Origin of the sequence: Defluviimonas salinarum (assembly GCF_026013545.1) — a bacterium.
GTDB classification, from domain to species: domain Bacteria; phylum Pseudomonadota; class Alphaproteobacteria; order Rhodobacterales; family Rhodobacteraceae; genus Albidovulum; species Albidovulum salinarum.
In genome coordinates, this window is the sequence record NZ_JAPDOG010000021.1 from 51,046 (window position 1) to 71,433 (window position 20,388).

General features: G+C 65.7%; 27 protein-coding genes. 10 read left to right on the top strand and 17 right to left on the bottom strand.

All coding sequences use genetic code 11. The features are described 5' to 3' along the window. Positions 1 to 84 precede the first annotated feature (84 nt). The 3 genes from OM960_RS18760 (at position 85) to OM960_RS18770 (ending at position 1,814) form a co-directional block, all read left to right on the top strand. On the top strand, positions 85 to 744 hold the full coding sequence (locus OM960_RS18760; RefSeq protein WP_264773019.1) for a lysozyme family protein: 660 nt from the start codon (positions 85 to 87) through the stop codon (positions 742 to 744). Between the two features lie 200 nt (positions 745 to 944). Continuing rightward, positions 945 to 1,526 (top strand): OmpA family protein, encoded by a 582-nt coding sequence (locus tag OM960_RS18765; RefSeq protein WP_264773020.1) that lies wholly within the window; start codon positions 945 to 947, stop codon positions 1,524 to 1,526. After that, positions 1,527 to 1,814, top strand: coding sequence for a hypothetical protein (locus OM960_RS18770; RefSeq protein WP_264773021.1), 288 nt, complete (start codon positions 1,527 to 1,529; stop codon positions 1,812 to 1,814). 20 nt (positions 1,815 to 1,834) lie between these two features. Here OM960_RS18770 and OM960_RS18775 read toward each other — a convergent pair whose 3' ends face one another. Both OM960_RS18775 and abiEi read right to left on the bottom strand, forming a co-directional pair. After that, positions 1,835 to 2,743, bottom strand: coding sequence for a nucleotidyl transferase AbiEii/AbiGii toxin family protein (locus OM960_RS18775; protein WP_264773022.1), 909 nt, complete (start codon positions 2,741 to 2,743; stop codon positions 1,835 to 1,837). Further along, positions 2,727 to 3,287 carry a type IV toxin-antitoxin system AbiEi family antitoxin gene (gene abiEi / locus OM960_RS18780; RefSeq protein ID WP_264773023.1) on the bottom strand — a complete coding sequence of 187 codons (561 nt, stop codon included), beginning with the start codon at positions 3,285 to 3,287 and terminating at the stop codon, positions 2,727 to 2,729. The genes OM960_RS18775 and abiEi overlap by 17 nt, the downstream gene beginning before the upstream one ends. 101 nt (positions 3,288 to 3,388) lie before the next feature. Here abiEi and OM960_RS18785 point away from each other — a divergent pair, with 101 nt between their 5' ends. After that, positions 3,389 to 3,709: a hypothetical protein gene (locus OM960_RS18785; RefSeq protein ID WP_264773024.1), complete on the top strand. Its 321-nt coding sequence runs from the start codon at positions 3,389 to 3,391 to the stop codon at positions 3,707 to 3,709. Positions 3,710 to 3,773: 64 nt separating this feature from the next. Here the strand turns inward: OM960_RS18785 and OM960_RS18790 are convergent, their stop codons facing one another. From OM960_RS18790 to OM960_RS18825, 8 genes are all read right to left on the bottom strand, one after another. Continuing rightward, positions 3,774 to 5,195, bottom strand: coding sequence for a KpsE/RkpR family capsule polysaccharide export protein (locus OM960_RS18790; protein WP_264773025.1), 1,422 nt, complete (start codon positions 5,193 to 5,195; stop codon positions 3,774 to 3,776). Beyond that, complete coding sequence (locus tag OM960_RS18795) at positions 5,192 to 5,578, bottom strand: hypothetical protein (RefSeq protein WP_264773026.1); 387 nt, start codon at positions 5,576 to 5,578, stop codon at positions 5,192 to 5,194. Before OM960_RS18795 ends, OM960_RS18790 begins: the two co-directional genes overlap by 4 nt. A gap of 42 nt (positions 5,579 to 5,620) precedes the next feature. Beyond that, the gene (locus OM960_RS18800) at positions 5,621 to 6,472 is read right to left on the bottom strand and encodes a metallophosphoesterase (RefSeq protein WP_264773027.1); all 852 of its coding nucleotides are present in this window, start codon (positions 6,470 to 6,472) and stop codon (positions 5,621 to 5,623) included. A gap of 183 nt (positions 6,473 to 6,655) precedes the next feature. Further along, positions 6,656 to 6,937 carry a type II toxin-antitoxin system Phd/YefM family antitoxin gene (locus OM960_RS18805; protein WP_264773028.1) on the bottom strand — a complete coding sequence of 94 codons (282 nt, stop codon included), beginning with the start codon at positions 6,935 to 6,937 and terminating at the stop codon, positions 6,656 to 6,658. A 106-nt stretch (positions 6,938 to 7,043) separates the two neighbouring features. Then, positions 7,044 to 7,721 carry a 5' nucleotidase, NT5C type gene (locus OM960_RS18810; protein WP_264773029.1) on the bottom strand — a complete coding sequence of 226 codons (678 nt, stop codon included), beginning with the start codon at positions 7,719 to 7,721 and terminating at the stop codon, positions 7,044 to 7,046. Next, a complete protein-coding gene (locus OM960_RS18815) occupies positions 7,718 to 8,020 on the bottom strand; it encodes a hypothetical protein (RefSeq protein WP_264773030.1) in 303 nt (100 codons plus the stop codon). Before OM960_RS18815 ends, OM960_RS18810 begins: the two co-directional genes overlap by 4 nt. Beyond that, on the bottom strand, positions 8,017 to 8,616 hold the full coding sequence (locus tag OM960_RS18820; RefSeq protein WP_264773031.1) for a hypothetical protein: 600 nt from the start codon (positions 8,614 to 8,616) through the stop codon (positions 8,017 to 8,019). Before OM960_RS18820 ends, OM960_RS18815 begins: the two co-directional genes overlap by 4 nt. After that, positions 8,609 to 9,283: a hypothetical protein gene (locus OM960_RS18825; protein WP_264773032.1), complete on the bottom strand. Its 675-nt coding sequence runs from the start codon at positions 9,281 to 9,283 to the stop codon at positions 8,609 to 8,611. Before OM960_RS18825 ends, OM960_RS18820 begins: the two co-directional genes overlap by 8 nt. A gap of 146 nt (positions 9,284 to 9,429) precedes the next feature. On the opposite strand from OM960_RS18825, the gene OM960_RS18830 reads away from it, so the two are divergent. Continuing rightward, positions 9,430 to 10,071: a hypothetical protein gene (locus OM960_RS18830; RefSeq protein ID WP_264773033.1), complete on the top strand. Its 642-nt coding sequence runs from the start codon at positions 9,430 to 9,432 to the stop codon at positions 10,069 to 10,071. Positions 10,072 to 10,122: 51 nt separating this feature from the next. Here the strand turns inward: OM960_RS18830 and OM960_RS18835 are convergent, their stop codons facing one another. The 4 genes from OM960_RS18835 to OM960_RS18850 form a co-directional block, all read right to left on the bottom strand. After that, positions 10,123 to 10,893: a hypothetical protein gene (locus OM960_RS18835; RefSeq protein ID WP_264773034.1), complete on the bottom strand. Its 771-nt coding sequence runs from the start codon at positions 10,891 to 10,893 to the stop codon at positions 10,123 to 10,125. A gap of 18 nt (positions 10,894 to 10,911) precedes the next feature. After that, on the bottom strand, positions 10,912 to 11,166 hold the full coding sequence (locus tag OM960_RS18840) for a hypothetical protein (protein ID WP_264773035.1): 255 nt from the start codon (positions 11,164 to 11,166) through the stop codon (positions 10,912 to 10,914). After that, on the bottom strand, positions 11,163 to 11,585 hold the full coding sequence (locus tag OM960_RS18845; RefSeq protein ID WP_264773036.1) for a hypothetical protein: 423 nt from the start codon (positions 11,583 to 11,585) through the stop codon (positions 11,163 to 11,165). Before OM960_RS18845 ends, OM960_RS18840 begins: the two co-directional genes overlap by 4 nt. Before the next feature lie 153 nt (positions 11,586 to 11,738). Next, positions 11,739 to 12,218 (bottom strand): peptidoglycan-binding domain-containing protein, encoded by a 480-nt coding sequence (locus OM960_RS18850; RefSeq protein WP_264773037.1) that lies wholly within the window; start codon positions 12,216 to 12,218, stop codon positions 11,739 to 11,741. Between the two features lie 244 nt (positions 12,219 to 12,462). Between OM960_RS18850 and OM960_RS18855 the strand changes: the two genes are divergently transcribed. From OM960_RS18855 to OM960_RS18865, 3 genes are all read left to right on the top strand, one after another. Then, on the top strand, positions 12,463 to 13,743 hold the full coding sequence (locus tag OM960_RS18855) for a WGR domain-containing protein (RefSeq protein WP_264773038.1): 1,281 nt from the start codon (positions 12,463 to 12,465) through the stop codon (positions 13,741 to 13,743). A gap of 11 nt (positions 13,744 to 13,754) precedes the next feature. Beyond that, positions 13,755 to 14,291 (top strand): hypothetical protein, encoded by a 537-nt coding sequence (locus tag OM960_RS18860; RefSeq protein ID WP_264773039.1) that lies wholly within the window; start codon positions 13,755 to 13,757, stop codon positions 14,289 to 14,291. 256 nt (positions 14,292 to 14,547) lie between these two features. Continuing rightward, positions 14,548 to 17,115, top strand: a complete 2,568-nt coding sequence (locus OM960_RS18865) for a hypothetical protein (protein ID WP_264773040.1) — start codon at positions 14,548 to 14,550, stop codon at positions 17,113 to 17,115. A 66-nt stretch (positions 17,116 to 17,181) separates the two neighbouring features. Here the strand turns inward: OM960_RS18865 and OM960_RS18870 are convergent, their stop codons facing one another. Beyond that, positions 17,182 to 17,643 carry a hypothetical protein gene (locus tag OM960_RS18870; protein WP_264773041.1) on the bottom strand — a complete coding sequence of 154 codons (462 nt, stop codon included), beginning with the start codon at positions 17,641 to 17,643 and terminating at the stop codon, positions 17,182 to 17,184. A gap of 5 nt (positions 17,644 to 17,648) precedes the next feature. Beyond that, positions 17,649 to 18,002 carry an RNA 2'-phosphotransferase family protein gene (locus tag OM960_RS18875; protein ID WP_264773042.1) on the bottom strand — a complete coding sequence of 118 codons (354 nt, stop codon included), beginning with the start codon at positions 18,000 to 18,002 and terminating at the stop codon, positions 17,649 to 17,651. A 169-nt stretch (positions 18,003 to 18,171) separates the two neighbouring features. Here OM960_RS18875 and OM960_RS18880 point away from each other — a divergent pair, with 169 nt between their 5' ends. Next, a complete protein-coding gene (locus tag OM960_RS18880; protein WP_264773043.1) occupies positions 18,172 to 18,600 on the top strand; it encodes an Xre family toxin-antitoxin system antitoxin in 429 nt (142 codons plus the stop codon). Further along, a complete protein-coding gene (locus OM960_RS18885) occupies positions 18,597 to 19,085 on the top strand; it encodes an RES family NAD+ phosphorylase (protein WP_264773044.1) in 489 nt (162 codons plus the stop codon). Before OM960_RS18880 ends, OM960_RS18885 begins: the two co-directional genes overlap by 4 nt. Before the next feature lie 722 nt (positions 19,086 to 19,807). Here the strand turns inward: OM960_RS18885 and OM960_RS18890 are convergent. Beyond that, positions 19,808 to 20,260: a hypothetical protein gene (locus OM960_RS18890; protein ID WP_264773045.1), complete on the bottom strand. Its 453-nt coding sequence runs from the start codon at positions 20,258 to 20,260 to the stop codon at positions 19,808 to 19,810. Positions 20,261 to 20,388: the final 128 nt, after the last annotated feature.

Sequence of the window (20,388 nt, forward strand, 5' to 3'; positions counted from 1 at the left end):
AAGAGTTGCGCAAGTTTGCATCTTTCCCGCTTTCGCAGCAGCGTGCTAATTTGCGAAAATCTGAAATTACACCGGAGACTAACAATGCTGAGGACCGCGCTCCTATCGCTGGCGATCTGCACAGGCGCAAATGCCGCGATGGCGCAGGACCTGGGTATCCAGCCTGTCAATGACCGCCCGTTCCTGGATCTCCTTGGCGAGATCGAGGGACCTGACGGCTATGACACGGTAACATTGACCTCCGATATTCAGCCTCCGAAGGCACTTACCGAAATGACCATCGACGAGGTGATCGCCTTCCAGAAGGAGCTGCAGAATTCCGGCGCGAAGTCGAGCGCGGTCGGCCGCTACCAGTTCATCCGCAAGTCGCTGGTCCATCTGGTCGAGAAGAACGGCATCGATCGCAGCAAGAAGTTCAACAAGCGCACCCAGGACAGCCTCGCGCGGCTGATGATGACCCGATGCGACTTTTATGAATCCGACGCGCAGGCGCACAAGGTCGGCAATTGCCTGGCGAAAGCCTGGGCCGCGCTGCCGGTGCTCTCGGGACCGAAGGCGGGCCGCTCCTACTATGCCGGCAAGGCGGGCAACAAGGCCCTGACCAGCCGCGAGGAGGTCCTGGCGACGCTCCACAGGCGCTTCGACGAAATCGACAACGTGACGGTCCTCGCCGCCTACCGCCCTGAGCCGGTGATCTGGCCGGATGACGGCAAAGTCGCCGATCCGGTTCCGCTCGAACCCTGAACCGGCCCTGCCGACGGGATGATCGGCGGTCGCTGTCGGCGATGAAACCACCCGAGGAATGCGCGACATGCCTCCTGCCGGACGATCCGACCCGCTCCGCGATCGAAATATGTGAATATCGGCAAGCAAGTCATGAAAGAACAGGCTTCAGCCGTTATGATGACCCGAAACCGGATCCCCGATTTACCATGGAGCGCAAGATGCCCAAAGACCTGACTTCCGCGACCGGCCGCCGGTCCTTCCTCGCCGGCGCGGCCGCGTTCGGCGGGCTCCTGGTGGCGGCCCGCGGACACGCCGCGGCCGCGATGCCGGCGCATGATCCCTGGGAGAATCGCGCGCCGGACAATGGCGACCGCATCCGTCTCGGCGCTCTCGCCAGGGAGATGGACCGGGCGCTTATCGGCCTGCCGCTCGAACCCGAGATGATGCAGGATCACCTGCGGCTCCGGATCCCGGCCGCGATGCTCTTCGTGAACGGCAAGGACCGCCTGAGCGAGGACGGCGTGGCGCTCCTCACCCTGATCGCCCCGGCGATCATCCGCCAGAAGCGCCTGCGGGCCGAGATCGTGGCCCATCACGGCCAGACGAAGAGCGACTACCAGGCCTGGATGTTCACCCGCCGGCGCGCTCAGGCGGTCCGCGCGGCGCTCATGAGCCGCGGTGCCGACGGCTCGCGGCTCAAGGAAACCGGGCTCGGCGCGAAATTCCCGCTGGTGCCCGGAACCGATGCCGCGGCGCAGGCCGCGAACCGGCGGATCGAGATCCTGTTCCGGCCGCTCTAGGTGGGCCCGGGCATGGAGATGGCGCAATCCGGGCCAGCGCGGATTACGACCCCGCCGGCGGCCGCCAGGACGGCGGGGTTTCCGGTCTGGGTGGAGCTTCGCTGTTCGACATGCCTGGACCAGATCGTCGGGCAATCGGTGGCGGATGGCATCCCTTTTGACTGGCTGGAGAGCCGGGCACGGCTCAGCGGCGCGGTCCGGATCGGCAAGACCTGGCTCTGCGTCTCATGCCTGCGGCGGCTTGCCGGGGCTCGCGGGACGGTTGTCGCCGCCGGAACCGTCGCCTGACCGGCGGCGGTTCCGGCGGCTCACATCACGAATTCCGGTTCCGGCCGGGTCCCGTACAGGGCCTCCCTCGCCTCGCTGAGGACCTGGCGCACCTCGCGGCCGAGATAGGCGGTGAAGCCGGGCCGGTCGAAGGTCCGCTGGCGGGCGGAGGGTGTGACGAAGCGTGACATCTCGTCGATGAAAGCCTTGCCATTCACAATTTCTTCGATATTCGCAATCCTGTCCTCAAGGCCGGCCTGGTAACCGGCGACCCGGTAATCCTCGACCTTTTTCGCGACCAGATCGGCATTGACCCTGGCGCCATTCTGGCGGAGCCAGCGCAGGTCCCAGATGTCGCGATGCCGCGGGTAACTGGTGCAGGCGACAAGCGCGACGATCTTGTCGGCCATGACCTCCTCGAGCGTCTCGGTCGGGATCAGGATGTCCTCGTAGCCGGCCGGCAGCATCTGGTAGTTCCGCATCGGCGAGCGCAGCTCAGATGTATAGGCCGGGACGTTGGCCACCTCGAGCTTGATCTTCTGCCTGGGCAGGTCGGACCTTCCGGGATTGGTCACCACCGCGACCTGCCAGCGATCGATGGCGACGCCGAAATAGGTCGGGTCCACCCGCATCTGGGCGGGCTCCTTGACATGGATGTCGAGACTGTAGCGCGCGCCGATATGGGCCTCGACGCAGGCCCGGATCTCGCGCAGCTGCGCCGGCGCGAAGCCGGTGCCGCCGACGAAGTCGAGATCCTCCGAGAAGCGCGGTGCGCCATGGCAGAGCCGGAGCGAGGTGCCGCCCTGGAAGGTCAGGTCGCGCAACAGCCCTTCGCGCTCGAGCGCGAAGAGGATGTCGTAGTGAAGCAGCTCCTTCTCGACGACGGGACGCAGACCCGAAAGCTCGGGGTTGCGCATGGCATGATCGACGATCTCAGCAAAACGGCGCATCAAGGGCCTCCTCGTCCGCCTCCAGGCAGATCAAATGCGTGTTGCGTCCGACCCGGCGCAGATCGGTGATGGCGCGGCCCGGACCGGCAATCCGCAAGGGGCGCCCGACATCCTGCAGGTCGTCGACGAAGTCCTTGGGATTGCGGTCGGTATGCGTGAACTCGATGACGCCCCAGGGCGTCTCGAACTCGCCGGACCTTCCGGTCGTCATCAGCGTGAGCCGGCCAACCGGGATCTGCGAGATGAGACCGTGCTCGGAGAGCGCGCTCTCGAGACTCACGTAGGTGTGGTGACCGCGCCGCAAGGCCCGCGCCACCTCCTCGATGAGATTGGCGACCGGGTTGCGGGTCAGGCTGTAGAAATAGACCCCGCGCGCCGCGCGCCCGATCACCGAATCCTTCTCGGCCGCAAGCTTGCGCAGGCGCACGTGAAAGGCGTCGTCCGACCCTTCCGGGAACATCGTTCGAAGATCGCCGATCGTGAAGACCCGGCGGTTCCGGCGGTCCCAACTGTCGAGCGTCTTGTGGAGGTCGGTCAGTTTCATATTCCGGATAACTCATCGCCAGCGCAACCAAATGGCTACGGTTCTGCCAGGATAAAGTTGTCGAATGAAAATCAGAAACCGAAATTCGCACTTCCGCGATCGTGCTGGCCCGGCTGGAGCGCTCGAAACAGCCTGGCGAACCAGAAGCGGCCGGAGCCGCGCTCGAGATCCTGGCGCGGCATGTCGAGCGGCGCCTCTGGCGGGTCCCAGGACCCGGGGCCTTCGGACATCAGGACGGTTTCGGTTCGTGCCTGATGCAACGTATCGGTCATTCGGTCACCCGCTGGCATTGCCATATCTCGCTCAGGTTTCATCCGTATCCGATGATGGTGGCCAGCTTCCCATCGTTCTCTGGCCATCCGCGGATAATCCATTCGGGAAATAAGGGCATCATCACCCGAATGGGCAATAAATCCAAGTAGAATACAGATATTCGCAAAACCTGATTGCGACCGACCGGCCCGCAACATTTGGGCCGGCCGCCACTCAGCCTGAAATCTGCTCCCGCACCAGGGTCACCGTCAGGGAGCCGAAGAGGTAGATACCAAGAAAGGCCAGGAACGCGATCAGGGTGTCCTCGAGCGGCGCGGGAAATTCCGGCGCGCCGGGCCGTATCGGCTCGACGCCGAGCGCGAGATAGCGCGCCTGGTGGTTGGCCTCCGTACGCGCGCGCTCCAGCGCGATCACCGCTTCGGTCTGGACCTCCTGGCGCGAGGCGAGTTCGGCCTGCAGGAGCGCGACCTCGCCCTGGGCGCGGGTCATCGACGGTGCCCCGTCGGGCCGTTCGGAAATCCGCGACCTGAGTTCGCCGATGCGACCATCGAGGGCGGCGATGCGGTCCCTGGCGACCGTCACCCGGGTCGGGTTGGGCCGGGCGTTCGCCATGAGTTGCTCGAGGTCGAGCAGTTCCTGCTGCAGCTCGGCCTCATGGTGGGAGATCTGCTCCCTGATCATGCCCATCTCGAGATCGCCGGACAGCACCGAGAGCTGCTCCTGGATCTCGATGAGCTTCACCTGGGTCTCGGCAACCGCCGCGTCGGCGCGGGCACGGGCCGCCTCGGCGCTGGCGACCTGGTCGGAGCGCAGCTTCGCGGTCATCCGGTCGAGATGGCTCTCGGCATAGCCGAGAAGGGCGCGCGAGAAACGCTCGCTCGTCTCGGGGTCGGTGGCCATCACCCGCATGCGCACGATGCCCTCGGCCGGATCGAAGCTCACCTCGACATGGCGCTCGAAGGCGCGGAAGATCTCCTCGCTGTCTGCCCCGGCCGGGATCCGGCGCAGAAGGTCGATCTCTGGATTCGAGAAATGCTCGGTGAATTTCTCGGCCTGGTCGAGTATCGCGAGCACGGCGCGCGACTTCAGGAATCCCTGGACCGCGATCGCGTCCTGGTGGTTGGCAAGCCCGGCGCCGGCCATCGCCATGCCGGCTCCGGGAGAGGCGGGCTGATCCGGCCTCTGGATCACGAATTCCGAGTAAGTTGCGTAAAGCGGGGTTGCGACCTCGGTGAAATAGACCAAGGCGGCAACGGTCGGGGCGATGACGAAAGCGGCGAACTTGGCGGCCGCGGCAACGGCCTGACGGCGGCGGCGGAGAAGCGACGCGTCCCGCAGGCGCTCGATCACGCCGAGTGCCGGCATCTGCGGCGGCGCTTCGGGGTCGTTCGCCGGGGCGGTGGGAAGAAATGGCTCGGGCTGCGTTTCGGGAAATGCCTCCCCGGCGGCGCGCAGCGCGCGGACCGCGTCGAGATCGCTGATGACATCGAGGCCGCGCCGTCCGGCGAGGTTTCGTGCCCGCAGCAGTTCCGAGGGCGGGAGACCCTCGGCGCGGATCGCGTCGAGCGACGCGATCAGTTCCGGGTCGGGGCGTGTTACGGGTGACGAGACCGGGGAGGCGGGATCCACGATCATGCTGCAGGATCCGGCGACGCGGCGGCGCGCGCCATCATCTCGTCGTTCCAAAGGTCGGGGTTCCAGCGACGCATGGCCTCCTGCCGGCCGGCCTCGCGCCGGCGCTCGATCTCGGACCCGGCGAGCGGCCAGAAGGCCGCGATCGCGGGATGCGCCTCGACCGGCGCCGGATCGTGCCGGTTCTTCAGGAGCGCGACGCCGACCATCGCCAGTGAGACGAGATCGGTGAGCTGCGCTTGCTGCTCCCTATTCAGCCCGGTGCCTGGCAGCAGGCCGAGCATCCGCTCGATCTCGGCGGCGGCGCCGTCCATGACCTTTGCGGCCAGGGGGTCGATGTGGCGGCGACCCTTCGCCTCCTGTCGCAGGTATTCCGGATAGTTCAAGACACACCTTCCGTTCAGATTTTCACGCGGGGGTATCGTCGCTTACGGCAGGAATCGATTTTCCGTCACCAGGTGGAACCGGTACCGGTTGCCCTTCGCCTCGAGGGCGACCATCTGCCCGAAGAAGACCGCACCGATGTCGAGGTTGATGCGCGCCATGTCCGCGACCTTGTCGACCTCGGCGAAGAGATTCTGCTCGTCGCCGATCCTCAGGCGGGTCTCGACCGTGTGGCCATGGACAACGACGGTCTTGCGCGGCGCGCCTTCCGGATCCCAGCCCTGCCGCCAGCCCAGGAACGGCTCCCGGATCCAGGCCCAGTGGTGACGGCCGCTATCGCGGTGCGGCTGGCCGAGATGGGCCGCCCGGTCGCCGATCGGCGCGAGGCCGGCATGGACGAGGATGAGGTCGCCGCAGACATGGTGCGTGGGTGCCCGGTCGATGAGGTCGACAAAGCCTTCGGGAAGTGCCGCGCGCACGATCCCGGGGATCTCCGCCTGCGGGGCGAGATTGGCGGCGGGGATCTCGTCGAGCACCGCATAGCCGCCATTTTCATACCAGCACCGCAGATGCCCGCTGTCAGGCCGGTTCTCGATCGCCTCGAGCATCATCAGCTCGTGGTTACCCGGAAGGATGACCCGCTTATCGGCCATCTGCTCGGCCGCAAGGGCGAGCCGGATCGCACGCAGGTTCCCGCGGCCGCGATCGATGAGGTCGCCGGTAAAGATGAGCGTGCGGCTCAGGCGCGCTTCGAGCGGCACCTTCGCGATCCGCGCGAGCAGGCTTTCGAGCAGGTCGTCCCGGCCATGGACATCGGCAATCGCGAACAGATGGTCGGGGACCTCGGTCTCTCCGGGAAAGACCCTCCAGGACGTGGTCAGGTGTTCGTGGTTCATTGTCGTCCCTTCCGGCACTTCCGCGCAGCAATAGTCAGTCGCAACCACTCATCGCCGCCTCCGCTTTCCGGATGAATCTATATTGCAGGATAGTTTTTCGCAATCTCAAGATTGTGCCGCGGCGACAAAAAAACTCCGCCGGATTTCCGGCGGAGTCCGGGACAATCGCAGAGATTTCAGCAATCAGGCCTTGCTGTCCATCAGATCGTCCTGGAAGCGGATATCGGACGACTTGCCGTTCGCGATCCGCGCGAGCTGGTCGAGCTCGTCCTCCTGGCGGGGTTCCGTGGGCATCGGCGTCTTGATCGCCTTGGGATTGCCGGCGAGAAGCTGTTCATAGGTCTCGTGCGAGAGCAGGACCAGGGTGTCCTTGCCATGGATCGATATCGTGACCGGCTGGCTCAAGGCCTGCCTCTTGTAATCGCCGAAATGCTTCTGGAATTCGGCGGACGTGACGCGGGTCATTGGGCTCTCCTCAAAGGTGTATTATTCGCAATATACCGGCGCGGGCGGAACCTCGCCACGGCGATTGCGGGGAAGCGGCGGAGAAGTTGTGGACAAGCGAGACCGGTCAGCCGGGAACGGGGAGTCCGGCGTCGGCCCGGAGCGCACGCGGCAGCGCGCCGATATGCGGCAGGAAGGTGGACCAGCCCTCGATCCAGGGCAGGGCGGCATAGGCCGTATCCGTCCGTTCGTGACGGTTGGTGGCCTGTTCCATGACGATCCCGTAATGCCCGGCTTCGACCCCGGCGATGACGTGGCCCGGACGGTCGTCGATCCAGACCGAGGGCGGGTGCCGCGAGAGCTTCTCGGCCTTGCTGTCGCTCATCCGAACGAAATCCACGTCCTCGAAGGCGTCCGGCCCAAATACCGCGGCGAGATTGTCGAGCCGGGAGGCCATGATCGGCGCCTCGGTCGAGCAGGCCGTGATGACCCGGATCCGGTGCCCGCTTTCGCGCAAGGCACGCACCGCCTCGACGGCGCCCGGCAGCGGCTCGAGCGTGCGGAAGCCGAGACCGGGGTCGGTATTGAAGGTCATGACATAATCCCAGATCCGCTCACGATGAGCTTCCGGGAACCAAAGCTTCATGCCGAAATCGAGCGGTTCATCTCCATTCAGCGCGATCCCGAGATCCCGCCTGACCCAGCAGCCGAAGGCGCCGGTCCAGTTCAGCAGCACCTCGTCACAATCGAGAAGTACCAGGTCGGACAGGTGGTCCGGAAACTGGAAATCGAATTTCGCTGTCATCTGCCTGATCCCGGATCCCTGGACTGCCGAAGCTTGAGGATATGGCGCTCCGCCGAAAATCGCATCTCCTCGGAGATCACGACATCCGGCTGGTTCACGAGCTGGGTGAGGAACTCGAGGATCCCGCTCGCGACCGCCCCGTCGGCGCGCAGGTAGGTCTTCACCCATTCGCCGCCGATATGGGCCGAGCCGAAGATTCCGGGGCCGAGCCCGTCACAGCAGACGATACGCAGGTGCTCGGGAGCCTCGCAGCCGGTCTGCCCGGGTTGCGCCGGGTGCATGCCGTTTGCAGCGGTCATTCGTCCTCCTCCTCGATGCTCTTTCCCTTGGCCTTGCGCTTCAGCGCCTCGCGCACCTCCCAGGGAAAGCCGCCCTCCTCGAGCCAGGATTTCACCTTCGCGATCGGCTGACGCGACCAGGTGAGATTCGGCAGCGGGTTCTCCCATGAGGTGAACTCGGTGCCGCCGGTATAGCGGTGGAGTTCCCGGAAACCGCGATGCAGCGCGTAGATCGTGGCGGTGTCGACCTCGGAGGGGGCGGCGGCCTCGATCGCCATATCCGGCTCGAGATCCTCGTCGGCATTCTCGTTCTCGCCGCATTCCTTCAGCTGATCGAAGAGGTGGCTCAGCCCCTCGCCCCAGTCCCCCTCGCGGAGATAGGCGCAATAGCCGTCGAGTTGCTCCGGCAGGGCGCGGACCTTCGTCCAGTAGGGGCAGCGGGCGATCCGGGATGCGCCTCGCGGTCCGGCCGGCACCCGGCTGTAGCAATAGGGGCCTTCCGGGATGTGGTCCGGGCTGCACCCGAGGCGCGCGGCTGCGATATCCGCGGCCGCGATATCGGGATCCTTCGAGGGATCGAAGCTCGCAGGATCCTCACCGGGCTGGGGGTCAGTCATCGAGCGCATCGCGCATCTCCAGGAATTCGTCGTCGTCGAGCTCTTCCTCCACGAGGGGGAGGCCGAGAATCGCCGAGAGGTTTTTCGCGGTCTCGGACAGGATCTCCGGGCCGGCCGAGCCATGCGCATCGTAATCGCAGCGCGCCACCGGCCTGCCGTTCAGGAGGAGCATGGCGCCGATGTCGCGGTCCCGGGCCGAGACGAGCCGCAGCGCGCCGGGCGCCTTTGTCTCCCCGGAAGGCCGCGGTTCCGGCTGGAAGCGGGCCTTCAGGTCCGCCATCGCAAAGACGATGCCCCGGCAATAAGGCACGTCATCCTCGAGAATCCGGTAGGTCGCGACCGGCAGGTCGGTCTCGTAGGTCCAGCAGCCATCAGCTGAGCCCCGCGAATGGAAGACCGGGCGGATCGTCACGGCGCTCTTCGCGGTCTCGCGGAAATGCGGGCACCGGTCATCGTCGCAGCGATTGATGATGAGCCCCTCGGGTCCCAGCAGGACGGGGCCGCGCCCGAGCTCGTCGTCGATCGCGCCGCGCAGTTCGACGAGATCGTCGGAGGCGCCGAAGACGGCCACGAGGCCGGCAGCCCTCATTTCCCGGAAAAGCTCGCAGCTTCCCTCCTCGCGGTACTGGTTGCCATCGAGAGCGGTTGCGGCATCCTGGGGGGTCATCTCGGTCTCCTCTAAATCCTGGCCGAGATTAGCCTACGATAACATTATTCGCAAATCGGTTTTCCACAATCCGGCACTTTCGCGCGCTGGCAGGACTTCTGCGGGGCTGGTATGCATGCGATGCGAAAAAGAAACATGAGGGCACTATGAACACCATCGGCAAGGCCGACCTCTATTCCGGGAAGAAGCGCCTCAAGTCCGGACTCGACGCGGCCCGCGCCGCGGCCGGCCGCCTGGTCGAGGATGGCGAGGCCGCCGGGACGGCCCGAGAGATGATGCGCTTTCACTACGGGCTGAAGACCCGGCATCTCGACAGCCTCATTGTCGCGGATGCCGGCGACGGCGCCTTCTGCGCGATGCTCGTGCTGAAGGATACGCCGCGCGGCATGCCGAATGTCATCGGCGCGCCGGGTACGCACGGTACGCGGGAGGCGGCCGAAGTCGCGGCGGCATCGCTCCTTGCGGCCGCGATGGTGATGGTGCTCGACTACAAGGCGGAGATGCGCGCCGGCACCGCCGACAATCTCCGCCGCTTCGAGATCGGAGATTTCGCCCTCGGCGTTCCCGCGGAGATCGTCGCACTCATCGGAAAGCGGATCCCGGAAGGCGCCAACGAGGCCACGCGGCGGCAGCTGCGTGACAGCGCGTCCGCGCGGATCCGCACCCTGATGCGGGGGATCGAGGGCAGCGAGGAGGCCTGGGCCGCGCTCGGCGACGACGCCCAGGTCGAGATCATGACCGAGGCGGCGAAGCTCCTCTGTGTCGAGGTCAACTCCCTCGAGGCCTGATCTTCGCAAGGCGGCGCGCGGGATGGGGCTCGCGCGCCGCGCCAGCCCTGTTCATGCCGTGGCGCTGGCCATGCCGAGCGCGCCCCGGATGCCGGCCCGCGCCTTCGCGCGCTTGGCGCCCTGGCCGGTGTTGCCAGGACCGGTCAGGAAAGCGCCGTAGCAGCCGTTGCCCTTCGAGGGATGGGCGACATGGACGAAGAACCGCCCGCCAGCCCGGAAGACCACCGGCCCCAGCTCCGGATGTGCCGCGTAATCGGGAAAAACCGTCGCCATCGCGCGGGCCACGAGTGCCATGTAGCGGTCATCATTGCCGAGAAGGACGACGAGCCGGGTGCGGGACGAGAGGCCCTCGAGGTGGCGGCGGGCACAGGCCGTGAGCACCGCGAAGCCCTCCTTGCGGGACATGCCGGTGATGACCGGGCCGCTCTTGCCAAGATAGGTGCCGTTCGCATCGCGCGCGGTGAACGAGCAGCGCAGGAGCGAACCCCAGCCATAGTCGGCCTCGTCTTCCCGGAAGAACCGGTCGATGTCGAAGACCCCCGCCATCAGCCCGACCGTCTTCAGGACCTCGAGAAGCCGCGGCCGGAAACTCGCGAAGGGCACCCCGTCATAACTGCCGTCCGCCATGGCCGCAGCCATCGCGCCGGACTGCGTGTTGCCCTTGGTCATGCCGAGAACGAGGATCTTGGGATCGCGAGCGCCCCAGGCTCCGGGATCGTTGACGAGGCGGTAGCGGCCCTCCTCGAGGGTGCGCGCGGTCGCGCTGCCGCAATCCTGCCAGCAGAGCCGGCAGTCGATGGGGCCATGTCCGGGAAGCGGCATCGGGATGTCCTTTCGGGATTAGTCTTTTCGGCGCGGGTAGCGGGCGAGAAACCAGATCGTGGCACAGGCGATACCGCCGAGCCAGAGCGGAACGGCGATCGCGAGGCGCATTGCCGGGCTCTCGCCGAATGCGGGATAACCGGCCAGGATCCTGGCCGTGACCGCGCCGATGACGGCGAGATAGGCAAGCGCCCAAAAGAGGGCCTTCAGCCGGTGCGGCACGTTCAGGAGAGCCTCCGTTTTCAGGCGCGCGCCCCGGCAGACCCCGCTCATTCGTCCAGCTCCTCGTCGAGCTTCGCCAGTTCGCCCCGGAGGACACGCCGCCGACCTTCCTTGCGCTCGCGTTCCTTCTGGATCGCGGCCTCCTCCTCTTCCTTCTTCTTCTGGATGAAGTCCATCGCCGACTTGCGGGTGGCCTTCTCCCACGTCTCGTCGGCGAGGCAGTCGAAGGGGATTTTGCAATCGAAATGGTCGACACCGCCCCGCCAGTTCTCACTGCCTCTGATCTCGACGACCTTCTTGTAGATGTCGATCTCGTAGGAGTCCGCCTCCTCGGTGCCGAACCACTCGTATTCCCGGCGGGTGTGGCCCGCCTCCTTGACACGCTGGTTGTAGAGGGTCGCCGCACGCTGGGTTGCGTCCCTCAGCACCTCCTGCAGCTCGACCATCTTGTTCAGTTCTTCAGTGTCCATCAGTTCGGTCCTCGATTTCCAGATCAGTCCGCGATGGCGACCGCGCCGCGGCACATCCCGTCCTTGTCCAGTTCCGGGATTTCCGCGTCGGAGATCGTGTTGACCCAGACGAGGTTCCCGGAAGACTTGCAGCATTCGCGCATTTCCCGGCCCCTACGAGACGATGTGGTGGAAGACGCCCATCGCGCCGTCCTGACTGCCAAGGCTCCGGGACATCCGGACGTCCCGCGCATAGTCCTGCACCGCGAACCAGGTCGCCTGGTCCCATCGGCCGTCGATCCGGCCGGTCTCGTAGCCGTACCGGGCGAGACGCTCCTCGATCGAGCGGCGCGCAAGCGGCGAGAGGCTCATGAAGGCCTGGCCGGAGGCCTGCTCGGGATCCTGGTAGTCCTGATAGACGCTGCGGTCGTAGGCGCCGTGGCTATAGGTGTTGCGGCCGTAGGTGTTGCGGCCATAGCCGCCGTCGCCGTAGGAAGGAGTCGCGGCCCGGGCGCCGCCGGTGGATTTCGCGATCGCGGTCATGACCGCGATCACGGCAAGACCCTTCGCGAGATCCTTGCCACCGGCCTGGACCGGCGCGGCGGTGCCCGTGGCGAGGGCGGCGGAGAGAAGGAGCGCTGCGAGGGACTTCATCGGGGGAGACCTTCCGGGATGGGATCGTTGCCCGGAGAATAGGAAAAAGAATTACCGATGTAAAGACGGATTTTCGCAAAAACGAACCGGCAGCCGGGCCGTCCCGAACCCCTTGAACGGCGCGGGAGGCGGCTTGTGCGAATCCTGGGGAAATCCATCCCGGCAGGGTATCCGGAGGCTTGAACGGGGGCCATAGCGCGCATAGGATGAAATGCGAAAAATAGACATATGAACGGTAGATTGCATGCATACCGCCGAGACCAGGATGTATATCCTGACCGACACCCAGGCCAACAACAACAAGTTCTGGGAGGTCTCGATCGATGCCGGCGGCAGCGTGTCGAGCCGCAATGGCCGCGTCGGATCCGCGGGCCAATCCCGCGTTCTCGGCGCCGGGCAAAACCTCTTCCAGGCCAAGATCCGCGAAAAGGAGCGCAAGGGCTACCGCCAGGTCGAGATCGTCGCCGGGGCAGGCGCATCCGGCCTTGACGGGGCGGCACTCGCGACCGCGGCGGAAGACGAGATCGCCCGCGGCAACCCGGTGCTGGCCGCGCTCGTGCGCGAGCTCGCCGGGATCAACCGACACCAGATCCTCGCCGCCTCCGGCGGCCAGATGAGCCTCGACCTCACGACCGGCATCATCAGCACGCCCGTGGGCGTCGTGACGGCCGCGAACGTCGCCAAGGCGCGCACCCTCATCGGGCGGTTCGAGCGGTTCGTGGAGGCACAGGACTTCGACCATCCCGGCTTTCTCGAGACCCTCGAGGAATACCTGATGCTGGTGCCGCAGAAGGTCGGGTCGCGCCGCGGCTGGCATCGCGACTTCATCACCGGCATGGAGTCCCTCGTCCAGCAGAGCGCCCTGCTCGACCAGCTCGATGCCTCGATCGGGGTCGCGACCCAGCGGATCAGGGATGCCGCCAACTCGCCGGATGCGGCGCCGAAGGGCATCTTCGACGTCAGGATGTCCGTCTCCGAGGATCCCGGGCTTCGCGCTCACGTCCAGGCGTTCTTCGAGCGGGGCCGGAACCGGAGCCACGCCTCCCATCGCCTCGGCATGGCGCGGATCTTCGAGGTCTCCCTCGGCAGCATGGACCGCGACTACGAGGATGATGGCGCGAAGGTCGGCGGCGTCATGGAGCTCTGGCACGGCACCCGCGCCCACAACCTGATGTCGATCCTGAAGAGCGGCCTGATCATCCCGAAATCCAACGGCTCTATCCATGTCACCGGGCGCATGTTCGGCGACGGCCTCTACTTCAGCGACCAGTCCACGAAGTCGCTGAACTACGCCTATGGCTACTGGGACGGCGGCGCCAAGGACAGCCGCTGCTACATGTTCCTGGCCGATGTCGCGATGGGGCGGCCCTGGCACCCGGACCGGACCGGATCGAACGTGAAACCGCCTGCAGGCCACGACTCCGTTTATGCGCGCGGCGGCCAGGACCGGGTCATGAACAACGAGATGATCGTCTACCGGACCTCCCAGGCGCGGCTCAAATACCTCGTCGAATTCCAGCAGTAAGGATGCGAAAAATGAAAGAAGCAACCATCGGCGAGATGTTCTCGGCCGAGATTTCCCCCTCCCTCGTCCTGCTCGACGTGGCCGGGCGGCGAAACCCGGTCCTGAACGGCGAGCGGGCGCTCGCCGCGCTCGCACTCGCGAACGATCTCCAGGAGATCGGCGGCACCGGAAAGGCCGTGTCCTTCGTCAATCCGAGCCGGCACGCGCCCGAAGCCGTGCTGCTCTACTACCACTCGCTTCATGGCGGCCGCCCCGGCAGATCCGAGATCGCCCGTGCGGCGAAGATCATTGCCCGCAGCGAGATCCGTTACAAGAGTGACGACGAGGGCGGCCTCGGAGACATTCATGCCACCGGAACCCGCGCGATCGTCTACCCGGAGCGCCTGGCGCGCGATACGCAGCACGCCGTGTTCCTGGTCTCGACCAGGATCTGGTACAACCAGAACCGGTCCGTCGTCGACTTCCCTTTCGGTGACACTCATTTCGATCTCTTCCTCGCCGACATCAATGGCCGCCTGCCCGAGGGGCGGGTCTCGATCGCGCGCTGATCGCTGAGGTCTGATCGGAAACTCGGCGCGGCGGTTGCGCTACCGACCCCGCGCCGCCGGATCGGTCCGGCGCGTGAAGCGGGTGGGGAAATCAGGGCGGGACGGGCTTTAGGCTCAGCCGCCCTGATCCAACGCGGCAAGCGACGGCGCCGGGTGATGCAGGTCGGGGACTTTTCATCCGGCCGATTGTCAAAAATCCGCATTCATGCACACTGATGATAAGACCGAGCCGTTTCTGGCTCCGGAGTCATCGCGCATGAGAACCAGTTTTTTGGTCACCCAGGCGGCAGTGGTTAGCGTCACGCTCGGCATCCTCGTGGTGTCGACGACCGCACCGGCCCTCGGCCCGGCCTGGCATTTCGAGACCGCATGGGGCCACCTCGCCGGGACGACCGGGTTCAGGATCGCAATGGTCTCGCTGGCTGTCGTGGCGCTTCAGGCGGCCGCCTTCGGCTGGCGGGCTCTGCGACGCGGCGAGCGGGCGGCATGCCTCCTGGCGGCGCTGCTTCCGGTCCTGGTCGCGGCCTCGCCGGCCCCGGAACTGAGCACCGATTCCACGCTCTTGCGGAGCCCGGACCCGGTGGCCGACCTGGCGGCGACAGGAGGGGGCGCGGCCGCGGACCCCCATCCTACGGCCCCGCCCGGCCTCCTCGTCGATCTCCTGCTCAGGCCCGGCGAAAGGACAGCGCTCATCGCCCTGACGGAGGCGATCTACGCGAATAGCACGCCCAACGCGTCGGCCGAGGAGGACGCCGAGGTGAAAGAGCTGGTCGCCGACGTCGAGGCGCTCAAAGCCGGCCTTGCGAAGGTTCCGAAATGCTTGTCGATTGATTCAGGCGAGGCTGGCGTGGACTATTTAAACATCGAGTGCCTGCGCGAAGAGAAGCGCATCGGGACCGAGAATGCCAAGATCAAGAAGAAAATCGCCAAGCTCGAGACCAGGATCGCCCTGCGCAGGGGCGTCCTCGCGCAGGGCGAGAGCGATCGGTCCGCCGCGCTGGGGGCGAGCCAGCAGGGCTTGCTGGCCGTCATCGACCGGATCCATGTCGTCATCTGGTCTCGCCTGGCCGTCACGGCGGTCGTGGCGCTGGCCATCCTGTTCATGCTGTTCTTCCCGGCTGGGTCCTGGGTATTGCTCGGCGTTCCGGTTGTCACCGCGGCATTTGCGATGACACCCCTGCCGGTGAGTGCCGATACCGGGATGCCGGCCGGGCGGGCCGCGATGCTCGCGGGACTGGCGGTCGTGGAGGTTCTTCTTGTCGCGGCCGCGGCGGCCCGCGCCTTCGTGCTCGACAATGCCGACTTCTGGGGCCGGATGCGGAGCCGCCGGGTCCTGCGCCTCTTGCTCAAATCCGCGGTTTTCTGGCTTCCGCTCGGCGCCATCGTGGGTGCCGCGACCCTTCTCAACGGGGGCATTCACGAGGCCGAATTGCGCCTTGCCTACGGGATCGCCCTGCCGGAGGAGTCCGGGCTCGCTCCGGACGCGTCGCGGTGCGAGCCCGACGCGGACCCCTCCATCATCTATGTCCGCGAACCCTTCTGCCCGCAGCGGGACCTCGAGCGGGACATCCGTACATCGACAACCTACTGGTTCACGGAGGCCTCCACAGTCGCACGCGGCGCGGTTGGCCAGTCAAAGGTCGCCGCCGACAGGCAGGTGGACGAGGCTGTCAATGCCTCCCTGACCCTCTTCGAGCAGGCGATCCCGAACCGCCTGGGCACCCAGAACCTCCAGGCCGGACAAACCGGGGTTTCGGCCGCCTTCAACTATAAGGACGACTGCTTCCCTCTCGACTTCAAATGCCGCATCTGGCGGGAGATAGCGATCGCGCTCGACGGCCGGTACATGCGTTCCCGCTCGACACTGAAATCCTCCCTGGAGAGCGAGCTCCGGGCGGGCGCGGAGGCCAGCGGCACCGTCACGGCCGCCTCGGCCAATACGGCGAATGCCTCCATCCTGACCGCGTCGGAATGGCTGAAGGCGGAAACCTCACGGCAGGTCTTCCTGGCATTCCGCCTCAGCGAGGTCCTGTCCGCGGTATCCATGCTGATCGCCGCCATCGCGATCTTCAAGAGCTACGGGTTCATGACGGGCCGGACCGCTTTTGCCGATCCGTCGCTCAACCGACGGATTTCCATGGGTCAGGCCCGGCACGGGGACAAGGCGTCGCCGTCCGTGTCGATCAGCGACCAGGGCGGCCTCCCGCTACGCACTCCGGGACGGTACCGGATCCGATACGGCGCCCATGTCGACGGCAAGGCCCCGAAGGGGCTCCTCCCCTACCAGCCGCTGCGGCAAACGATGGCACGGCTCATCCCGTTCCGGCACGCCTTCCAGTTCTTCGACTTCGACCCGGGCGAGCAGCAGGTCAGCCTTCCCTGCGGCAATGTTCGCAGGATCATCGAGATCCGCCTCGGCGAGGGGGAGCGGGTCGGCTACTTCCCGAAGTACCTCTACGGGGTGGTCGGCAACCCGAGGCTGAACAGCCGCTGGACGTTGAGGATAGGAAACCTTCTTCAGGGCCGGATGCGCCTCCATCTCGTCGAGGGGCCCGGCTCGGTCCTGCTCATGAGCACCGATCAGCCATCCCTTCTGTCCGCCGGCAACGAGGGCTCCGGCGGTCTCGCGCCGAGCCGGCTGATGGCCTGGAGCGAGGGTCTCGACCTCAAGGTGACCTGCGAGTCCGGGTGGCTTTCCGCCTACACCAGCCCGGTTCTGCTGCAACCGGTCGGCGCCGGGTTCGCCCTCTTCGACGGGCCGACAGGCAGGAACCGCTTCGGGGGAGCGTTGACGTTCGTGCCCACGCTCCTGCTGCCCTTGTAGTACACCTTGTCGCCCGGCTGCGGCCTGATGGATCGAGAGCCGCCTCAGTGCGGACCGCGCTGCCCGTCAGGGGGCCGGCCGGTCCTCCTCCGGTGCGGGTTCCGCGGCGTCCCGGTCGATGATCCGGACGATCCGCACCGCCTCCGGATCAAGCAGGATCCAGCTGTCCTCGGCCTCCGGGACGAGTTTCCGGAATGCGGCGTCGGTAAGGTCGTCGAGGCGGGCGAGATCGCCGGCGGCGGCCAGGCGCTCGATGACCTCGCTCGACATACCCTCGTAGCGGTTCAGGTAGACGATCGCATCGAAGCCCGCTGCGCGCGCCGCCGCGATCCGGCCCTTCCAGTCCCCGCCGCGGTCGCGCGAACGCCGGACGTTGCGGACATCGACCTCGATCTCGTGGAGGACGCGCGCGTTGCGCATCCTGGCCTGGGCCTCCGTCCCGGCATGGAAGCCGCCATCGACCGTCCTTCCGGGATCGATCCGCGCGATCGCTTCGCGTGATCCGTGCCAGAGGGTGAGGCGCGGCATCGGGATCAGAACTCCGGCTGCGGTTCTGGCGCGGGGAAGGCGTGGAGCGACAGCCGGTGCGGCCCGATCGGCCGGGTCAGGGCGAAACTCCCCGGAATGCCCTGCGGCAGCGAGAGCTCCTCTGCAAGGCTCGCACCAACGCCGCCCTCGGGATCGACGATGATCTCGGACGGCTCGACCATGATCCGCAAGACCGTGCGCTCGCCCTTCTCGCCGGCATGCCGGAGCGCGTCTTCCGGGTCTGTGGTGAGATGGAGGTGGCGCGGCTGGCCGCCACGCTCCCCGGAGAGCGGCGCCCAGCCGGCGCGCAGGAAATGCTCGGCCGAGGCCTGGGTGGTGCCGTGATAAAGCGGGATCATCGCGCGGCTTCCTTCTCGTACGGAATGGCATGGGTATCGTCTTTGCTCCGGGAAGACTATCCGGTTCCGGCGAAAAACCCGAGCTTCCAGAAGCGCCAGGATCCGTGCGCAACGTTGACTTTGGTTCCATGTGATCCGATATTTAGTTTCAGATGAAACGGAGATTCCCATGCTTGCCTATGCATCGGTTCCAGGACTTCTCGGGTTGAAGAACAAGGGCGAGGCGGCCTCGCCCCTGAAGCTCATGGCGCGGATCGAGGACGGCCTGCCGGTCGGGGCGCTTGCGGAAATCGCGGAAACCGTCACTCCGAACGCGGGCTACGTCATCTCCCGGATCGTCGCGAAGGCCACGCTCTCGCGCCGCAAGAAGGAGGGCGCCCTCAGCCCCGCCGAAGGCGCGGTGGTGGCGCGCCTCGCAGCGATCTGGTCGCAGGCGCTCGAGGTCTGGGGCGATGCGGAGGATGCGCGCGCCTTCCTGAACCGTCCCCATCCCATGCTCGACGGCCGCAGCCCGCTCGACGTCACGCTTCAAAGCGAGATCGGCGGGGAGGTCGTCTCGCAGATCCTCGGCCGCCTGCAATACGGCAGCGCCGCATGACCGCGCAGGTCCTCGACCGTACGCTCACATGCTACAGGATCGGGGACCCGAACGGCCGGTTCCCGATCTTCGATGCAACCGGATCGACGATCGCCCCTGGCCGCTGGAACACACCGGCAAGCCCGGTGATCTACGCGGCGGAACACTTCGCGACGGCGATGCTCGAAAAGCTCGTCCATGGTTCCGGGCAGATCCCGAAGAACCAGCACAGCATCACGATCACGATCCCGAAGGGCGCAAGCTACGAGGTGGTCACCGCGGCCGGCCTGAAGGACTGGGACGCAGTGCCACCCGTCGCCAGCAAGATCTTCGGCGAGGACTGGTGCCAGGCCCGGCGCAGCCTGATCCTGATCGTCCCCTGTGTCGTCGCCAGGGTCGAACGCAACGTCCTGATCAACCCGGGCCATCCGGAGTTCCGGGATGTCGAAACGAGCCTGCACGAACCGGTCCTGTGGGACGGGCGCCTTTTCGCGACAGATCCCTGATGCCTTTCCGGATCGGCGCGGCGGCGCCCGCTCACATCCGGATTCCGTCCTCCGGATGTTCGACCTCGATCGCGCTGTCCGGATCGGCCGCCTCAATAACTGGTACTGTATTGCAACCTGCTACGACAGATGTGACGAAATCTTTTTCTCAGCCATCTGCATAGCCTTGGTCGTCATGACTAGGTTGTGATTCCTGACCTTAGCTGCCGAACAAAAACTGTTGCGCCGGTAGAACCAATCGTAAATTTATGTTAAAAATATGAGTCTGTGCTACAGTAAAGCAAATGGGGGTTACTCATGCGTTTTCCTTGGGTATTTTCTGTTATTGCGCTGCTAATCGCCTCTCCAGTCACAGCCAACATGGATCAATTTGAAACGAGTGTTTTGCAGGGTGAATTGGCGGCACCAGCCCTTGAATATCTGAATGGCCAGCTATATCCAGAAATCTTACAGTCGACTATTGTCGACGATCTTTTCGCTCAAAGTTACTGTCCGTCTGGCTATACATCCTGCGGTTACGGCGTTTGTTGCTACTGGCAAGTTTATAAGTGCTGTCATGGCAATGGAACAGCCTGGTGCCAGACGCATGGAAACTACTGTTAGGGTCCAGACGCCTTTTATTTTCAAAGCCTGAACGCCTCGATGCGCCCGGGTCGGTCCTGCGGGACGGGCGCCTCTTCGCGACCGACCCCTGATGCCTTCCGGCGTGGCGCGCCGCCCGCCTACATGCGAAAGCCGTCCTCGGGCTGCTCCACCCGGATCCCGCTCTCCGGGTTGGCCGCCTCCCGCATGATCTCGACGAGATCATCTGGCGAGGGTAGCCCTGCCAGTCCGAGACGGTCGGGCGACATCCGGTCGGCGAGCCCGGCCGCGAAGCGCAGAAGCGCCTGGCGCAGATCCTCGATATCCTCCACCACGCCGGCGCGGTCGGGGATGACGGTGCGGCTGACGGGCGCGTTGTTCTCGGAGAAAAAGCGCATGTTCCGGGACGAGAGGTCTTTCTTGTCGACCTCGTAACGGTCGCGGTGCGAGCGCTGGATCACCGTCGCGGGCGTGTCGCGGGTGATGATCCTGGTCTCACCGCGGTTTCCCGGAGGGGTTGCCAGGTCGTAGCGCACCGGCTTCAGCTTCAGGGCGATCCTGACCTCGCTTGTCGCTTCCCGATACCGGTCCATCGCGACGGACTTTTCATCAAAACGCCCGGGAGACCCCGTCCTTCAGGTCGGGGAGGGATAGGGCCAGGAAACATACCGATCGCCGCCCCGCGGCGATGCCGTATCCGTCGCGTTGACACTATGCGAAT

Excerpts from the sequence above, each read along its gene's own strand:
- OM960_RS18760 (WP_264773019.1), top strand. The coding sequence starts at position 85 with ATGCTGAGGACCGCGCTCCTATCGCTGGCGATCTGCACAGGCGCAAAT.
- OM960_RS18765 (WP_264773020.1), top strand. The coding sequence starts at position 945 with ATGCCCAAAGACCTGACTTCCGCGACCGGCCGCCGGTCCTTCCTCGCC.
- OM960_RS18775 (WP_264773022.1), bottom strand. The coding sequence starts at position 2,743 with ATGCGCCGTTTTGCTGAGATCGTCGATCATGCCATGCGCAACCCCGAG.
- abiEi (WP_264773023.1), bottom strand. The coding sequence starts at position 3,287 with ATGAAACTGACCGACCTCCACAAGACGCTCGACAGTTGGGACCGCCGG.
- OM960_RS18790 (WP_264773025.1), bottom strand. The coding sequence starts at position 5,195 with ATGATCGTGGATCCCGCCTCCCCGGTCTCGTCACCCGTAACACGCCCC.
- OM960_RS18800 (WP_264773027.1), bottom strand. The coding sequence starts at position 6,472 with ATGAACCACGAACACCTGACCACGTCCTGGAGGGTCTTTCCCGGAGAG.
- OM960_RS18805 (WP_264773028.1), bottom strand. The coding sequence starts at position 6,937 with ATGACCCGCGTCACGTCCGCCGAATTCCAGAAGCATTTCGGCGATTAC.
- OM960_RS18810 (WP_264773029.1), bottom strand. The coding sequence starts at position 7,721 with ATGACAGCGAAATTCGATTTCCAGTTTCCGGACCACCTGTCCGACCTG.
- OM960_RS18815 (WP_264773030.1), bottom strand. The coding sequence starts at position 8,020 with ATGACCGCTGCAAACGGCATGCACCCGGCGCAACCCGGGCAGACCGGC.
- OM960_RS18820 (WP_264773031.1), bottom strand. The coding sequence starts at position 8,616 with ATGACTGACCCCCAGCCCGGTGAGGATCCTGCGAGCTTCGATCCCTCG.
- OM960_RS18825 (WP_264773032.1), bottom strand. The coding sequence starts at position 9,283 with ATGACCCCCCAGGATGCCGCAACCGCTCTCGATGGCAACCAGTACCGC.
- OM960_RS18830 (WP_264773033.1), top strand. The coding sequence starts at position 9,430 with ATGAACACCATCGGCAAGGCCGACCTCTATTCCGGGAAGAAGCGCCTC.
- OM960_RS18835 (WP_264773034.1), bottom strand. The coding sequence starts at position 10,893 with ATGCCGCTTCCCGGACATGGCCCCATCGACTGCCGGCTCTGCTGGCAG.
- OM960_RS18840 (WP_264773035.1), bottom strand. The coding sequence starts at position 11,166 with ATGAGCGGGGTCTGCCGGGGCGCGCGCCTGAAAACGGAGGCTCTCCTG.
- OM960_RS18845 (WP_264773036.1), bottom strand. The coding sequence starts at position 11,585 with ATGGACACTGAAGAACTGAACAAGATGGTCGAGCTGCAGGAGGTGCTG.
- OM960_RS18850 (WP_264773037.1), bottom strand. The coding sequence starts at position 12,218 with ATGAAGTCCCTCGCAGCGCTCCTTCTCTCCGCCGCCCTCGCCACGGGC.
- OM960_RS18855 (WP_264773038.1), top strand. The coding sequence starts at position 12,463 with ATGCATACCGCCGAGACCAGGATGTATATCCTGACCGACACCCAGGCC.
- OM960_RS18860 (WP_264773039.1), top strand. The coding sequence starts at position 13,755 with ATGAAAGAAGCAACCATCGGCGAGATGTTCTCGGCCGAGATTTCCCCC.
- OM960_RS18865 (WP_264773040.1), top strand. The coding sequence starts at position 14,548 with ATGAGAACCAGTTTTTTGGTCACCCAGGCGGCAGTGGTTAGCGTCACG.
- OM960_RS18870 (WP_264773041.1), bottom strand. The coding sequence starts at position 17,643 with ATGCCGCGCCTCACCCTCTGGCACGGATCACGCGAAGCGATCGCGCGG.
- OM960_RS18875 (WP_264773042.1), bottom strand. The coding sequence starts at position 18,002 with ATGATCCCGCTTTATCACGGCACCACCCAGGCCTCGGCCGAGCATTTC.
- OM960_RS18880 (WP_264773043.1), top strand. The coding sequence starts at position 18,172 with ATGCTTGCCTATGCATCGGTTCCAGGACTTCTCGGGTTGAAGAACAAG.
- OM960_RS18885 (WP_264773044.1), top strand. The coding sequence starts at position 18,597 with ATGACCGCGCAGGTCCTCGACCGTACGCTCACATGCTACAGGATCGGG.
- OM960_RS18890 (WP_264773045.1), bottom strand. The coding sequence starts at position 20,260 with ATGGACCGGTATCGGGAAGCGACAAGCGAGGTCAGGATCGCCCTGAAG.